Below are 13,737 nucleotides of genomic sequence, written 5' to 3'. Positions count from 1 at the left end.
GGGAGATATCCACGGATGCCACCGCCGCTGACATCGACCGATACTTTGTTGAACCAACGCCGCCTGCTGGCCGATTTCGGCGCGGAAGCGTTGCAATCGGACGATCTCGACAAGCTTTTGTCGACCGCCTGTCAGCTGGTCGCCGATGCCTTGGGAACCAGCCGCGCCAAGGTCTTTGAGTTGCAGCCGGCCGAAAACCGTCTTTTCGCGCGCGCGGGGATCGGGTGGAGTTCGGACATCATCGGTCGTCTTTATCTGCCAGCCACCGGCAGGACCTCCGAGGTCTATGCGCTGCGGGTGCGGCAGCCCGTCATCAGCTGCGACGTCGCCACCGAGGAACGGTTCGGCATCGCCGATTTCATGAAGCAGGAAGGGATCGTATCCCTGGCAAATGCCCCGATCTTTCTGCCGGGTGGGGCGATCTATGGCCTGTTGCAGGTGGACGATACCACCTTGCGGGATTTTACCGATGACGATGTCCAGTTCCTGCGGATCTACTGCTCGCTCCTGGGGCAGGTCGTCGACCGGTTGATCAAGGAGAAGGAGCTTCGATCCTCCGAGGAGAAGTTCAGGATGACGGTCGAGGCGGCGACCGATTACGCGATTTTCGTCACCGATCCCCATGGCACGATCACCGATTGGCTGCCCGGCGCCGAGGCTGTCTTCGGCTGGTCGGCGGACGAAGCCGAGGGCAAGCCGTCCTCGATCATCTTCACCGCCGAGGATCGTGCGTCAGGCCAACCCGCCCGCGAGATCGAGACCGCCCGCCGCACCGGGCGCGCCGATGACGTTCGCGACCACCTTCGCAAGGACGGGGCGCTGATCTTCATCGAGGGTGTCACCCGGGCACGCTATGACACGACAGGCAGGCTGATCGGGTTCATCAAGATCGGTCGGGACCAGACCGCCAGGCGCGATGCCGATCGCCGTCTGGTGACCTTGCTGGAGGGCATTCCGCAGCTGGTCTGGCGATCCGAGGCGCGCGGCATGTGGACATGGTCCAGCCCGCAATGGCAGTCCTATACCGGGCAGACCCAGGAACAGTCGCAGGAACTTGGTTGGATGGACCCGGTGCATCCCGACGACCGTGCCGCCCTGCGCGAAGCGTGGGACGCAGCCCATGACCGACAGGAACTGGACATCGAATTCCGCATCAGGCGGGACAGCGATGGTGTCTATCTGTGGCACCACACCCGGTCGCGCCCGGTGCGCAACGACGCAGGGGACATCGTCGAATGGCTTGGTACATCGACGGATATCCAGGCCATGAAAGAGCTGCAGGAACGCCAGGAGATCATGGTGGCCGAGCTGCAGCACCGGACCCGCAACCTGATCGGGGTGGTCGGGTCGATCGCGTCGCAGACCATGGCGGAAACCGGCCCGACCCACGATTTTCTGGAAAAGTTCAGCGACCGCCTGTCCGCGCTGTCGCGCGTGCAGGGCCTGTTGTCGCGTTCGGGGCAACAGCCCATCACGATACGCAGCCTGCTGGAAATGGAGTTGGAGGCGATGGGTGTCGGGGAAGCCGCGCCAAATATCCTGGCGGGACCGGTGGTGCGCATCCGGCCGACGATCGTGCAGACCCTTGCCCTGGCCTTCCATGAACTGGCGACCAATGCCCGCAAATACGGGGCGCTGTCGGACCGGGGCGGGGATCTCAGGGTGCGTTGGCAGGTCGAGCGTTCCGGATCGGGGTCGCGCCTGTCGCTTGAATGGCGCGAAACGGGGATCGCGCTGGCGGCCCCATCCTCCGAAGTTGATGGCGGATATGGACGGTTGCTGATCGAAAAGGCTTTGCCCTACAGCTTGGCTGCCCGCACCAGTTATGATTTGGGGGAGGACGGTCTGCGATGCATGATCGATCTGCCCCTGGACAGGGCATAGAAAGCAAGAGGGTTCCTCTGATGTCGTTTCCGATGCTGGCCGGCCGTCATATCCTGCTTGTCGAGGATGATTTCTTTGTGGCGCATGATCTGGCGACGTCGCTGCAGACGGCCGGAGCGGTCGTCGTCGGGCCGGTCGCCTCGGTCACGGCAGGACAGGTCGTGATCCGGCAGACGTCACGGCTGGACGGCGCCATCATGGACATCAACCTGAGTGGAGAGCTGTCCTATGAACTGGTCGACATGCTTTTGGAACGCGATGTGCCGGTCACCTTCGCGACCGGCTATGACGGCCAAATCGTTCCGCGGCGTTACAAAAACATCCCGATATGTGAAAAGCCGTTAAATCTGCGCAGTTGCGTGGCCGCGCTGTTCCCATGACGACAAGGTCCATCCAGCTTGGTTGGAGCGGTGGCATAGTGGGCCTCATCGCTGATCATTACTGGCATGGCGACTGCAATCACCCATTCGTGGAGGAAGCCTGAACAAAATCGCCGATGGCGCGGATATCGGCCATCAGAAAGCCGTCTTTTGGTTGCGCGGGTATGCGAGAGGCAGGAAGGTCCAGATCCTGCTTTGGTACAGTATAGGTCATCTCTTCTGTAAGAAGACCGATGGCCCGCCGCATCAGGGCGACGGTCAGCCTTTCTCCGGGGCATCGATGGGTCCGGTCAACCCGTCCTGCGCCTTGCGGAATAAGCCCGAAGTCCTGATCCGACCAGGTCCTTGGCCTGCGTGGATCGAATTCCTCAGGGCGCGGGAACATCTGATGGTGGTGACAGCTGCCGTACAGGTCCAGCAAAAGCCAGTCCCCTTGCGCAAACTGGTGACCATGGTGGTGGAAGGTGCGGCGTGCCCTGCCAGCCACGGCGGGGAAAAAGGGATAGAACCGCCTCACCTCCTCGGCAAATGCCTGCTGGATCGGTTCGGGGGCTCCGCGAACGCGGTCATGCCATTTGGGATGGTTGTGCAGCGCCAAGGCGCACAGCATCACATAGCGCCCGACGGCAGCGATGGGCCGCAAGAGGTTCAGCACCTCGACCGCCGCAATGGATCGTGAAAGCATGGTCCCGTCATCGTCGCGGAGCAAGGCTACCTCGGCCAGTGGGTCGTCGGGCGGGTTCTGCATCTGTCGCCGCTGGCTGACGCAATCCTGCAACCATTGTTCGATCCGGCGGCGACGCAGCAATGCCTTCACCACGGACGGTCCGGCCTTTCCGGCAGCTTCGATCATCGCGGCAAGGTCCGCATGCAGGGCAACATCGTCCTGCCTGGGCGGTTCAAGACCGATCCATCGGCAGGCAGTGCGTGTCAGGACCAATCCCGCTTCGTCCAGCAGCGAAATCATGTCGCGTGCCTGCCACTGTTGCAAAGCCCGCCGCCACTCTTCTTGGAACAAAGTGACGACCTGCCATTCCGTCCGATCGGACATAAGAAGTGACACGAACAGTGCCTTGCGGTGCCGATGCTGCGCATCATCCAGCGTTTGTACACTACCCTTGTCCTGCAACAGGCGCAGGACGGTCGTGGGCATTGCGCCCTGCCTTGTGAACAGATCGGGGTCATAGATCAATCGAGCAGCATCGGCCCCTCTTGCACAGATCACAGGCCGAAACATCAGGCGGGCACGAAACATATCCTGCCCAAACCGGTCGCAACCGCGACCGATGAAATCATATCCCTGGCGCAAGAGCGTTGTCGTGTGATCGATGCCGGGCAGGTGGGGCAGGGGGGATGTCGGCTGCATCGGGCGTCCTTTTCCATCAAGGCCGCCTGAACCGAGATCATGGGTTTTTGTTCCGAATATTCAGGAACATGTCTGCGACTTTCTGGTTAGCCAGCCGGATTCAACGTGGGAAGTATTGATGGCCTATCGAATTCTGATCGTGGAAGATGAGTTTTGGACCGCTCGGCATCTTGCGATGGAGGCGGATGACCGTGGCGCGATCGTTCTGGGGCCGATGAGCTCGATTCCGCAAGCACTCGAGATACTGGCTTCGCGGCGTCCTCCGCATGCCGTCATTCTGGACATCCAGCTGCGTGCGCAGATGGCCTATCCTCTGGCCGATGCTCTGACACAGCGTGGCATCCCGTTCGTGTTCGTAACGGGGTATGAAAAAAAAGATCTGCCAGAACGCTTTGCAGACGTCCCACATTTCGTAAAGCCGTTCACTGACGGAGGCTGCATTGATGCGGCGATCGCGTTGGCTATGAGCAGAAACTGATCAGGTGTGCAATTGACCCATGTCTCCCCAGGTGCGCAATCAGGTGTCCCGACGTGACTTCGACGCTGCAATCGCAGCTTCCAGCCGATGTGCCAGCTCTTGCAGTCGGGGGGGAACGGCCACCTTTTCCATCTCGATCAGCAATTCCTTCATGCTGTCGTCCATCTCGTCTTGTGGGGGGCGGGAATCCATCTTGCTCATCATGACCTCAAACCTGTTCGGGCGACTGCCGAACCACATACTTAACAACTGTCCCTGAATATCACGGACAGTGTGCCTCTACAGCCAACATTTGACGCGTATTCGCGGATTTGTCCTTATGGCGCAAGCACCGTTGCGAAAACCGCGCAGGCACTACTGTGTTGTCTGGTCCGTTTAACCTGCAACGAGGGGGTGATGTTCCGGCCAAACACGACTTCGTGGGTTCTAGATGAGAAAAACAACCAAACGGTGCAAATGGCAGGAACCTGCAATATCTGCGTGCGTTGAACATAGGTTTCATTTCTCTTTGAGGGGGTGGGCGCCGATGTCAGACGACGTATTACACCATCTTCCCGCGCTGCGCGCCTATGCGCGTTCCCTGTGCGGGCGAATGCAGGATGCGGACGATCTCGTGCAGGAAACCTTGCTGCGGGCTATTGAACATGCGGACAAGTACCAGCCAGGCACCTATATGAGGGCCTGGCTTTTCACCATCATGCGCAACCGCTTCTATACCAACATCCGAAAATCGGCGCGCGAACGGACGGGATCGCAAGATTGCGTATCGGATAAACCTTCAAGCCAGGCAACACAGGAATGGCACCTGCGACACCAGGAATTGTGGGTGCAGCTTGCCAAGATGCCCGCGCATTACCGCGAAGCGATCGTGCTGGTGTCGGTTCTGGGCGAAAGCTACATCCGCGCAGCCGAGATATTGGAATGCGACATAGGAACCATCAAAAGCCGGATTAATCGCGCCAGATCAATCCTGAAACGCGAATTGGAGCCCGAGTTCTAAATCTGACGAACGCTCGGGAACAATGCTGTCCGCCGCCGGTTCGACGCTGCCATGCGTCAAGGCAGGAGGCGAATTTGAAAGACGGTCTTAGGTTCGGTCCCTTGGGGGAAGAGGCGGCGCATATATGCGTCGACATGCAGAACCTGTTCGCGCCCGGTGCGCCATGGGGTGCACAGTGGGTGGAAACCACCTTGCCCACCATTGAAATGCTGACCGCCGCACTCGCGCCTCGGACATTCTTCACTCGGTTCATCCCGCCACGATCGTTGGTGGACGCGCCGGGCAGCTGGGGGCGCTATTATGGAAGTTGGCCGCAGGTTCTGCGCGATGAACTCCTGCCGATTTGGCTGGAACTGTTGCCCCGGTTGCATAGGCTTGCCCGATCAGGACAGATCTATGACAAATCCGTCTATTCACCATGGGCTCAGACAAACCTTGAGGCCACGTTGCGCAGGTTGGGGATCAGCACATTGGTCATATCGGGCGCCGAGACGGATATCTGCGTGCTGGCGACGGTCTTGGGTGCGGTGGATCGGGGCTTTCGGGTTGTTGTTGCGACAGATGCGGTCTGTTCATCGGCGGATGAGACCCATGACGCGGCCTTGAGGCTGTTTCGCAGCAGGCTGGGGCAGCAGATTGAAACAGCCACGGCCGGGCAAATTCTCGCTGCGTGGCACGACAACAGTTGAGCCTGCGCCCAAGTTAAGCCGTCGCTGTCGGTGACAAATCCTCAGACATGAAAAGGGACCGGCGCAGGGGCAGAGCGCCGGTCCCGAAGGACAACCTAGGGGAGCGCGCGGTTGTCCTTCACAGCATGTCGGCAGTCTGTTCCATCCAGTCACGGTGCCGACATTCGTCTGCCAAGGCCTTCTGGAAGAAGGCCAGCGTCTTGGGAAGCGCCGAGGGATGATTGGACGCGCGTTCATAGGCGGAAACGGTGTCATCCTCGTTGGTGCGCATCGCTTTCAAGATCGCTCCGTCGCCCATGAGGTCGGCAAGCGCGACCTTGCCCGTCGTCAGCATCTGCTTCATGTCGCCTTCGACCGGCGCCTCGGCCCCCGTTTCGGCGGCGATTTCGTTAAGGACGTCCAAATGCTGCAGGTGATCTTGGCGGAATGCCTCGACCTGCTGGGACAATGCCGGGTCCGACAACCGTGATATCGTGGACTCGTAGGCGGCGATGGCGTCGCGTTCCAGCAGGATCAGGTTCGTGACAAGATCGTTGATCGTGTCTTCAGTGCCGACGGTGGTGGCCATGATTGGTCCTTTCTGTTGGTCGATCCGCAAAGGGGACCGTGCAACCGGTGCGGGGCCGGTTTGTTCCCGGTTTTCTGTCAGGGTTTCAAGACGACCTTTGTCCATTCGTTCTGGTTGTCGCGAAAGTTGCGATAGCCTTCAGGCGCCTGTTCCAGCGACAGCCGGTGAGAGATCATGAAGGTCGTATCGATCTGATCCTCCATGATCAGGTCCAAGAGCTGTCGGGTATAGCGCTGCACATGCGTCTGGCCGGTGCGGATCTGGAGGCCCTTTTCCATCAGCGCGCCCAAGGGGAACTTATCCGCCATGCCGCCATAGACGCCCGGGATCGATACGCGCCCCCCCTTGCGTACGGCAATCAACGCCATGCGCAGCGCATGTGCCCGATCCGCGCCGATACCGATCTTCTGTTTCGCGCTATCCAGAAGGTTGTCGGGTGAAAAGCCGTGGCTTTCCATGCCGACCGCATCAATGACAGCATCGGGGCCCAACCCGCCGGTCATCTCCATCAGCGCCTCCAGAACATGGGTTTGGCGATAGTCGATGACCTTGGCCCCCATCTCGCGGGCCAGCTGCAGGCGATGGGGGAAGTGGTCGATGACGATGACCTGTGCGGCCCCCATCAGCCGTGCCGATTGCGCCGCAAACAGCCCCACCGGCCCCGCGCCCCAGACAGCAACCGTGTCGCCCGGACCGATGTCACAATTCTCGGCCGCCATCCAACCGGTGGGCAAGATGTCCGACAAGAACAGCACCTTTTCGTCAGATACACCGTCGGGGATGACGATCGGCCCGACATCAGAAAACGGCACCCGCACATACTGCGCCTGCCCGCCGGGATAGCCGCCGGTCATGTGGGAGTAGCCGAACAATCCGCTGACGGAATGGCCATAGAGCAATTCTGACGCTTCCTGTGTTTCGGCGGGATTGGAATTGTCGCAAGCAGAATACAGGCTCGCCTTGCAGAAAAAGCAGTTCCCGCAGGAGATCGTGAAAGGCACCACCACCCGCTGCCCCTTGGTCAGGGTCGATGCCGAGCCGGTTTCCACCACCTTCCCCATGAATTCGTGGCCCAGAATGTCGCCCCGCTGCAATCCGGGGATGACCGCGTCATACAGATGCAGGTCGGACCCGCAGATGGCGGTCGCCGTAACCTCGATGACCGCATCGCGCGGGTTCACGATCTGGGGGTCCGGGACGGTGTCGACGCGGACGTCGTTCTTGCCATGCCATGTCAGCGCACGCATCAGCTGCTCCTCTGGTTCGAGGCGGTGGCGATCTCTCCGGTCTCAATCAGCATCTTGAGCCGCTTCAGGTCCTGTCGCCCACGCATTTCAGGATCGGTCCCGCACAGGCGCGAGATCAAGTGGCCCGCCGCGCCGTGCGGCGGATGATAGGTCAGGTGCGCCCGCACCTCGGTACCGCGATTGCCGGGGGCATCGCGCAAGCGAACGCCGGCCGTGACCCGGACGTCTGCATCCGGAACCGATTGCCATGTCAGCGAGTGTCCGGGCCTGTCGTCGGCCAACTGCGTGGCAACACGGACAGGTTGATCGGGGCCGCCAAGCAGCCAGATCGGATAGTCGGGGGTTCCCTCGACCCCTGTGATGTCGTGCATGAAGCATGCCAGGCGCTGCGGATCGCGCCAAATCTCATAGATCACATCGCGCGGAGCATCGATTGTGACTGTCCGTGCAACATGGCGTGGCCCGACCAGGTGAAGCCCGCGTTCGGACCCGGATGGGGCACTGTCCGGCGGGCGGGTGGACTTCAGCCGGATCAAGGCGCTGACGCCGACGGCCAGGGCCGCCAGCCCAAGCAAGGGTTCCAGTACGGATCTCTGTTCGGTCATTGCGAATGTTCCTTCCTGACGGGGGAGGGCCGCTGAACCGCGCCAAGTCACAAATGTTCCAAGGGGAACATATCGGCATACTGCCGGTTACGCGCTCCGCCACAACAGGAGAGGCCCATGACCCAGCATCGCGACCGTTCATCCCAAACCGAAAGACCCGATGCGCCCGCAGACAATCCTGTCGAAGCGCCCACAACGGACGAATCCGCCGGCGAGGGCGGTCTGCCCGCCGACATGGATTATTACCGAGCTTCTGCCCGATCCGGGGCGATGATGGTTCTGGCCACAGTCGCGATCCCGCTGGCGGTGATCGTCGGCATCGTCGTCGTGCTGCTCGTCGCCCTGTGAACTTTCCTTGGGCGGCTTGGAACATTCGCCACGATTGCCGGTTCAGCGGCCCCAAACGTCAAGGAGAGCAATCATGGCTGAACAGACACTGGACAATTTGTTCCATGAAACGCTGAAGGACATCTATTACGCCGAACGCAAGATTGGCACCGCGCTGCGCAAGATGGCGCGTGCGGCGCAGGATGCCGACTTGAGATCGGCCTTCGAGACCCATGAACAGGAAACGCAGGCACAGTACGAACGCTTGTCCGATGTGTTCGATGCGATCGGCAAGAAGCCTCGTGGCAAGACCTGCGATGCCATCGAGGGCATCATTGCCGAGGCACAGGAGATCATGGAGGAATTCAAGGGAAGTCCAGCGTTGGATGCGGGCCTTCTGGCCACCGCCCAAGCCGTCGAGCACTATGAGATCGCCCGCTATGGCACGCTGAAAACATGGGCCGCTCAGCTGGGTCTGGGCGATGCCGAGCAACTGCTGGACAAGACCCTGCAAGAGGAAATCGCAACAGACGAAGCCCTGACGAAGCTGGCCGAAACTGTCATCAACGCCGCTGCCGAAGGCAAACAGGGATAAAGCAACGACCCTGTGCGAATGACAGGCGCCAGTGGTCCCCAAACACCGGAGTGATCCATGTTCTATACCGACAACAAGCTGCAATATCCCGTCCGGGTCGAGAAGCCCGATCCGCTTTTCGCCCGCGCGCTGCAGCAAGCCATCGGCGGCGTCGAGGGCGAGATCCGCGTGGCAATGCAGTACTTCTTTCAAGCATGCGGGGCGCGCGGCGATCCCAAGTTCCGAGATCTGCTGATGAACACCGCAACCGAGGAGCTGGGCCATATCGAAATGCTGGCCACCGCCGTCGCCCTCAACCTGGAAGGCGCCCCTCTGACGATGCAGGAAGAGGGCGCCCGCGACAAGATGGTCGAGGCGGTGATGGGTGGCATGAACCTCAAGAACCTTCTGTCGTCCGGGCTGTCTGCAATGCCTGTGGACAGTGATGGCGTGCCCTTCGACATGTCCCACATTTATGCCAGCGGCAATATCGCCGCCGACATGACCGCCAATATTGCCGCGGAATCCACCGGCCGCACATTGGCCGTGCGGCTTTACAACATGACCGACGACCCGGGCATGAAGGACATGCTCTCCTATCTGATCGCGCGGGACACGATGCATCAGAACCAGTGGATGGCCGCATTGGAGGACTTGGGCGGCGAAGAGAGCGTCTTTCCGATCCCCAACAGCTTTCCGCAGGCGGAAGAACAGTCCGAATTCAGCTATGCCTTCCTGGGTTTCCAGGCCGACGGCAGCGCGCTGGAGGATGGCCGCTGGACGCAGGGTCCGTCGATTGACGGCAAGGGGCAGTTCACGTCCCAACCCATGACCGCCCTGGGCCAGCGCCCCGATCTTGGCGCGGCCCGAACAGGCAGCGGTGCACAGACCGAACAGATGTAAAACCCTGTGTCGGCGTCCTTGGGGGCGCCGACATGACAATCTTTGAAGGACGCAGCATGATCCACATGCCACTCGGATCGATCACCCGCGGATCGTCAAGCCTCGGAATTGCGCCGCGACGGTACGACATGGTGGTGATAGGTGCCACGGCCATGACCCTTGCCACTGTTCCAACGAAACCACATTGGACGGCGGTCCGTCCATGGCCGTGACACGCCCCCCTTTCGTTCGTGCGGGCGCAGGCGCGATGTTGGATTGCGTGATCATCGGTGGCGGTCCGGCGGGCCTGACGGCAGCGATCCACCTTGGCCGCTTCCGGCGGCGCGTGATCGTCATCGATGTCGGAGAGGGCAGGACTGGGCTGATCCCGCGCACCTGGAACCATCCCGGTCATCCTGCTGGTATCCCCGGTGCGCAATTGCTGCATCGTATGCGACAGCAGGTCGCTGAGTTGGGCATTCCCATCCTGCCTGAGCGTGTCCTGCGTCTTGATCGCCTCCCGCGCGGCGGCTTCGAAGTCTTGGCAGGTTCCCTGCGCGTCGCGCGCCGCGTGATTCTGGCCACAGGGGTGGTCGATCGGCTGCCTCCGATCGCTGATGCCAGGGCCGCGGTCCTGGCAGGTCAATTGCGACTTTGTCCTGTCTGTGACGCATATGAGGCAACGGGCAAGTCGGTTGCAGTCATTGGCACGGATGCCCATGCTGCGTCTGAAGCGCTGTTTCTGACACACTATTCACGCCAGGTTACCTTGATGACACTTGGCGCGCCGGCGCAACTGTCGCCTGACGATCGGACAACGCTGCGGAATGCAGGGGTTGTGATTGACCAATCCCCGGACGTAACCTGGGATTTGTCCGGAGAGGGAGTGACGCTGGACCGACCAGGGGCCTCGCCGCTGCGGCTCAACGCGGTCTGGTCGGGTCTGGGCGCCGTGGCGCAGGCCGATCTTGCCACCGGGCTTGGCGTGGTTCCTGCACCGGATGGCCGGATCGTAACTGATGATCATCAGGAAACGTCGGTCGCAGGCCTGTTCGCGGCTGGCGACGTCACGACGGGGCTGAACCAGATCGGCACCGCGATAGGACAAGCTCAGATCGCGGCCAGCCGCATCCACAGCATCCTGCGCGCCACCGAGGCCAGGGTGATTGATGTGCCGGCCAAATAGGGCGCGGTCCTGTATGAGGGTCGAGAATGAAGACGTATTTGCCAGCCGTGGCCTTGGGTTTCGCACTGGGCGGCTTCTTTGACGGCATTTTGCTGCATCAGATTTTGCAATGGCACCACTTGCTTAGCCTGGTGCCGGACATGGACAATATGCGGATGCAGATCCTGTGGGATGGCTATTTCCATCTGGCGATGTACATCGTGGCGCTGGCGGGGTTGGCGGCCTTGTGGCATTGGCGCGCGGTGATCGACAAAGATCCGCGACGCCGCCTCTGGGCGATGCTGCCTGTCGGATTCGGGCTGTGGCACAGCGTCGATGCCGTGCTGTCGCATTGGGTTCTGGGTATCCACCGGATCAAGGTCGACAGCGCGGTTCCGCTGTTGTGGGATTTGGGCTGGCTGATCGGGTTCGGCATTCTTCCCATCTTTGCCGGGTTGTATCTGGCCTTGGGACCGCGAGGTCCGGGCCGACCCTTGGGCGGTGTCATTGCCACCTTGCTGGTGCTGACCATTGGCGCCGGCACATGGGCCGCTCAACCGCCCGACGGCAATACGCTGACATCTGTGCTGTTCCGCAAAACCCTGTCTGCGGCGCAGGTCCGCGACCGGCTGGCTTTGGCCGGTGCTTCGGTCATCTGGATGGATACGGAGCGGTCGATGGCGGTCGTCGACATGCCCGACGGCGGGGGCTGGCGCCTCTATGGCAAGGGCGCACTGCTGGTCGCAGGGGCGGGTCTGCCTGTGGGTTGCTTCAGCTGGAGCCGCGCATAGTCTTTGCACGACAGGCAAATTCTTGCCGAAATCGCCGCGCTTTTGCGGTATGTTTAATGGGCAGTGTCATTGTGACCAGATAGGATCAAGCATACGATGTGGGATCCGGAGGTAACATGCGCATTCTGGTGGTCGAAGACGAGTTCCTGATTGCCGAGCAGCTGACTCGCGAAATCGGCAGCTTGGGCGACACAGTGATCGGTCCCTTCGGGGATATCGGCGAAGCGATGGGCAGCCTGTCCAGCAATGATGCCGACGCGGCGATACTGGACGTGCGATTGGGTGGCCAGACCTCGTTCTGTATCGCCGATCAGCTAAAGCAGCAGGACGTGCCATTCGTTTTTCTGACCGGCTATACAGCACAAGATGTTCCGTCGCGGTTCCGGCAGCAGTCGATCCATTGCAAACCCAGTTCGACCCGCAGTCTGCTGCTGCAACTGCGCGCCCACCGGCTGAGGTTCGGGGACAGGGACGGGGTGCAGGATGTGATGATGGACATGCTGTCCTATGTCCGGTTGGTCACCTCGGACAACGCGGCGGCCGAACGGCTGGTTGAAGCCGTGATGCTGCAAACCATCAGCGCGGTCGAGGATGACACGGTCGTGGGCGATCTGCGGGCCTTGATGATTGGCCTGATGGATGACGAAATTGCCCATAACCTGACCTGCCATTTCCACTAGGGGCGCAGACAGGCGGGAACATTGCACATCGTCGGCGGTTGGAGGCACCGTTCCGTCCAGCACGGAGACGAATGCCACAGGAGACCGCGTATGACCGACTATCCCTATCCGCCCTTTCCGGAACAGGAACAGGACCTGCCCGGCAGCTTTCGCAAGATGGACCCCGTCCCCGATCATGGCGAGGACAGCTGGAAAGGCGCGAACCGCCTTGAGGGGCGCGTTGCGCTGATCACTGGCGGCGACAGCGGCATCGGCCGCGCCGTAGCCATCGCCTATGCCCGCGAAGGGGCCGATCTTGCCTTGGTCTGTCTGGATGAAGGCGGCGACATGCAGGACACCGCGGACTTGGTCCGCAAGGCCGGACGCGAATGCCTGGTGATTAAGACCGACCTTTCCAAGGCAGAAAACTGTCGCGACGTTATCGCGCAGACCGTCGACCGGTTCGGCCGCATCGATATTCTGGTCAACAACGCTGCCCACCAGCGCAGCTTTGCCAAGATCGAGGATATCAGCGACGAGGAATGGCGCTATACCTTTGCCACCAACATAGATGCGATGTTCCATCTGACAAAGGCTGCCATCGGCCACATGGGTAAAGGGTCCGCAATCATCAACACGGCTTCGGTCAATTCGGACCAGCCCAACCCCCAGCTTCTGGCCTATGCCACGACCAAGGGTGCGATCCAGAACTTCACCGCCGGCCTCGCCCAGATGCTTGCCGAACGTGGCATTCGTGCGAATGTCGTGGCCCCCGGGCCCGTCTGGACGCCGCTGATCCCGGCCAGCTTCCCCGGCGAAAAGGTCAGCAAATTTGGCCAGAGCTATCCGATGGGACGACCAGCCCAGCCTGCAGAACTGGCCTCGGCTTACGTGATGCTGGCCGAGCCGATGTCCAGCTACGTTTCGGGCGCCACCATCGCCGTCACCGGCGGTCAGCCGATTATCTGAGGCGGGTGCCATGACCAGAAATCTTGCCATTTTCTTAGCCCTTGCAGGGGCAGGTCTTTTGGTCAGGTCTGCAGTGCGGCGAACCGGCGTCAGCGCGGGTCGCCCCATCCGCGATGCCGGGGCCGACCAGATGCGTGATCCACCCCATGAATG

Annotated in this window: 17 protein-coding genes; 12 read left to right on the top strand and 5 right to left on the bottom strand. The window is 61.1% G+C overall.

Annotated elements, in window-relative coordinates:
• The first annotated feature begins 48 nt into the window (after nucleotides 1-48).
• Complete coding sequence (locus IE00_RS00245; protein WP_205949636.1) at nucleotides 49-1,884, top strand: PAS domain S-box protein; 1,836 nt, start codon at nucleotides 49-51, stop codon at nucleotides 1,882-1,884.
• A gap of 32 nt (nucleotides 1,885-1,916) precedes the next feature.
• Nucleotides 1,917-2,264, top strand: coding sequence for a response regulator (locus IE00_RS00240; protein ID WP_170864061.1), 348 nt, complete (start codon nucleotides 1,917-1,919; stop codon nucleotides 2,262-2,264).
• A 79-nt stretch (nucleotides 2,265-2,343) separates the two neighbouring features.
• On the opposite strand, the gene IE00_RS00235 is transcribed toward IE00_RS00240, so the two are convergent.
• Nucleotides 2,344-3,630, bottom strand: coding sequence for a cytochrome P450 (locus IE00_RS00235; protein WP_072295068.1), 1,287 nt, complete (start codon nucleotides 3,628-3,630; stop codon nucleotides 2,344-2,346).
• Between the two features lie 118 nt (nucleotides 3,631-3,748).
• On the opposite strand from IE00_RS00235, the gene IE00_RS00230 reads away from it, so the two are divergent.
• Nucleotides 3,749-4,108, top strand: a complete 360-nt coding sequence (locus IE00_RS00230) for a response regulator (RefSeq protein WP_072295067.1) — start codon at nucleotides 3,749-3,751, stop codon at nucleotides 4,106-4,108.
• Between the two features lie 39 nt (nucleotides 4,109-4,147).
• On the opposite strand, the gene IE00_RS20005 is transcribed toward IE00_RS00230, so the two are convergent.
• Nucleotides 4,148-4,309 carry a hypothetical protein gene (locus IE00_RS20005; RefSeq protein ID WP_170864060.1) on the bottom strand — a complete coding sequence of 54 codons (162 nt, stop codon included), beginning with the start codon at nucleotides 4,307-4,309 and terminating at the stop codon, nucleotides 4,148-4,150.
• 325 nt (nucleotides 4,310-4,634) lie between these two features.
• Here IE00_RS20005 and IE00_RS00225 point away from each other — a divergent pair, with 325 nt between their 5' ends.
• Together IE00_RS00225 and IE00_RS00220 are read left to right on the top strand one after the other, a co-directional pair.
• Nucleotides 4,635-5,108 (top strand): sigma-70 family RNA polymerase sigma factor, encoded by a 474-nt coding sequence (locus tag IE00_RS00225; RefSeq protein ID WP_072295066.1) that lies wholly within the window; start codon nucleotides 4,635-4,637, stop codon nucleotides 5,106-5,108.
• A 74-nt stretch (nucleotides 5,109-5,182) separates the two neighbouring features.
• Entirely contained in the window at nucleotides 5,183-5,797 is a 615-nt protein-coding gene (locus tag IE00_RS00220; protein WP_072295065.1) for a cysteine hydrolase family protein, read from the top strand.
• A gap of 118 nt (nucleotides 5,798-5,915) precedes the next feature.
• On the opposite strand, the gene IE00_RS00215 is transcribed toward IE00_RS00220, so the two are convergent.
• From IE00_RS00215 to IE00_RS00205, 3 genes are all read right to left on the bottom strand, one after another.
• Entirely contained in the window at nucleotides 5,916-6,365 is a 450-nt protein-coding gene (locus IE00_RS00215) for a DUF892 family protein (RefSeq protein WP_072295064.1), read from the bottom strand.
• Between the two features lie 77 nt (nucleotides 6,366-6,442).
• The gene (locus IE00_RS00210) at nucleotides 6,443-7,612 is read right to left on the bottom strand and encodes a zinc-dependent alcohol dehydrogenase (protein WP_072295063.1); all 1,170 of its coding nucleotides are present in this window, start codon (nucleotides 7,610-7,612) and stop codon (nucleotides 6,443-6,445) included.
• Nucleotides 7,612-8,217, bottom strand: a complete 606-nt coding sequence (locus tag IE00_RS00205) for an SRPBCC family protein (RefSeq protein WP_072295062.1) — start codon at nucleotides 8,215-8,217, stop codon at nucleotides 7,612-7,614. The genes IE00_RS00210 and IE00_RS00205 overlap by 1 nt, the downstream gene beginning before the upstream one ends.
• 117 nt (nucleotides 8,218-8,334) lie before the next feature.
• Here IE00_RS00205 and IE00_RS00200 point away from each other — a divergent pair, with 117 nt between their 5' ends.
• The 7 genes from IE00_RS00200 to IE00_RS00170 all read left to right on the top strand — a co-directional run bounded on the left by IE00_RS00200 (nucleotide 8,335) and on the right by IE00_RS00170 (nucleotide 13,584).
• On the top strand, nucleotides 8,335-8,565 hold the full coding sequence (locus IE00_RS00200; RefSeq protein ID WP_072295061.1) for a hypothetical protein: 231 nt from the start codon (nucleotides 8,335-8,337) through the stop codon (nucleotides 8,563-8,565).
• A 73-nt stretch (nucleotides 8,566-8,638) separates the two neighbouring features.
• Nucleotides 8,639-9,139 (top strand): ferritin-like domain-containing protein, encoded by a 501-nt coding sequence (locus tag IE00_RS00195; protein WP_072295060.1) that lies wholly within the window; start codon nucleotides 8,639-8,641, stop codon nucleotides 9,137-9,139.
• Between the two features lie 57 nt (nucleotides 9,140-9,196).
• On the top strand, nucleotides 9,197-10,021 hold the full coding sequence (locus tag IE00_RS00190; protein ID WP_072295059.1) for a manganese catalase family protein: 825 nt from the start codon (nucleotides 9,197-9,199) through the stop codon (nucleotides 10,019-10,021).
• 202 nt (nucleotides 10,022-10,223) lie between these two features.
• Nucleotides 10,224-11,186, top strand: a complete 963-nt coding sequence (locus IE00_RS00185; RefSeq protein WP_083553929.1) for an NAD(P)/FAD-dependent oxidoreductase — start codon at nucleotides 10,224-10,226, stop codon at nucleotides 11,184-11,186.
• A gap of 26 nt (nucleotides 11,187-11,212) precedes the next feature.
• Nucleotides 11,213-11,956 carry a DUF2243 domain-containing protein gene (locus tag IE00_RS00180; RefSeq protein WP_072295057.1) on the top strand — a complete coding sequence of 248 codons (744 nt, stop codon included), beginning with the start codon at nucleotides 11,213-11,215 and terminating at the stop codon, nucleotides 11,954-11,956.
• Between the two features lie 116 nt (nucleotides 11,957-12,072).
• Nucleotides 12,073-12,636 (top strand): response regulator, encoded by a 564-nt coding sequence (locus IE00_RS00175; RefSeq protein WP_072295056.1) that lies wholly within the window; start codon nucleotides 12,073-12,075, stop codon nucleotides 12,634-12,636.
• Nucleotides 12,637-12,726: 90 nt separating this feature from the next.
• On the top strand, nucleotides 12,727-13,584 hold the full coding sequence (locus IE00_RS00170) for an SDR family oxidoreductase (protein ID WP_072295055.1): 858 nt from the start codon (nucleotides 12,727-12,729) through the stop codon (nucleotides 13,582-13,584).
• Nucleotides 13,585-13,737: the final 153 nt, after the last annotated feature.

This window comes from Paracoccus sp. SM22M-07, assembly GCF_001887735.1.
Taxonomy (GTDB): Bacteria; Pseudomonadota; Alphaproteobacteria; order Rhodobacterales; family Rhodobacteraceae; genus Paracoccus.
Note: the sequence above shows the minus strand (reverse complement) of the source record. Positions and strands in the feature narration are given on the sequence as shown.

Excerpts from the sequence above, each read along its gene's own strand:
- IE00_RS00240 (WP_170864061.1), top strand. The coding sequence starts at position 1,917 with ATGCTGGCCGGCCGTCATATCCTGCTTGTCGAGGATGATTTCTTTGTG.
- IE00_RS00235 (WP_072295068.1), bottom strand. The coding sequence starts at position 3,630 with ATGCAGCCGACATCCCCCCTGCCCCACCTGCCCGGCATCGATCACACG.
- IE00_RS00230 (WP_072295067.1), top strand. The coding sequence starts at position 3,749 with ATGGCCTATCGAATTCTGATCGTGGAAGATGAGTTTTGGACCGCTCGG.
- IE00_RS20005 (WP_170864060.1), bottom strand. The coding sequence starts at position 4,309 with ATGAGCAAGATGGATTCCCGCCCCCCACAAGACGAGATGGACGACAGC.
- IE00_RS00225 (WP_072295066.1), top strand. The coding sequence starts at position 4,635 with ATGTCAGACGACGTATTACACCATCTTCCCGCGCTGCGCGCCTATGCG.
- IE00_RS00215 (WP_072295064.1), bottom strand. The coding sequence starts at position 6,365 with ATGGCCACCACCGTCGGCACTGAAGACACGATCAACGATCTTGTCACG.
- IE00_RS00210 (WP_072295063.1), bottom strand. The coding sequence starts at position 7,612 with ATGCGTGCGCTGACATGGCATGGCAAGAACGACGTCCGCGTCGACACC.
- IE00_RS00205 (WP_072295062.1), bottom strand. The coding sequence starts at position 8,217 with ATGACCGAACAGAGATCCGTACTGGAACCCTTGCTTGGGCTGGCGGCC.
- IE00_RS00200 (WP_072295061.1), top strand. The coding sequence starts at position 8,335 with ATGACCCAGCATCGCGACCGTTCATCCCAAACCGAAAGACCCGATGCG.
- IE00_RS00195 (WP_072295060.1), top strand. The coding sequence starts at position 8,639 with ATGGCTGAACAGACACTGGACAATTTGTTCCATGAAACGCTGAAGGAC.
- IE00_RS00190 (WP_072295059.1), top strand. The coding sequence starts at position 9,197 with ATGTTCTATACCGACAACAAGCTGCAATATCCCGTCCGGGTCGAGAAG.
- IE00_RS00185 (WP_083553929.1), top strand. The coding sequence starts at position 10,224 with ATGGCCGTGACACGCCCCCCTTTCGTTCGTGCGGGCGCAGGCGCGATG.
- IE00_RS00180 (WP_072295057.1), top strand. The coding sequence starts at position 11,213 with ATGAAGACGTATTTGCCAGCCGTGGCCTTGGGTTTCGCACTGGGCGGC.
- IE00_RS00175 (WP_072295056.1), top strand. The coding sequence starts at position 12,073 with ATGCGCATTCTGGTGGTCGAAGACGAGTTCCTGATTGCCGAGCAGCTG.
- IE00_RS00170 (WP_072295055.1), top strand. The coding sequence starts at position 12,727 with ATGACCGACTATCCCTATCCGCCCTTTCCGGAACAGGAACAGGACCTG.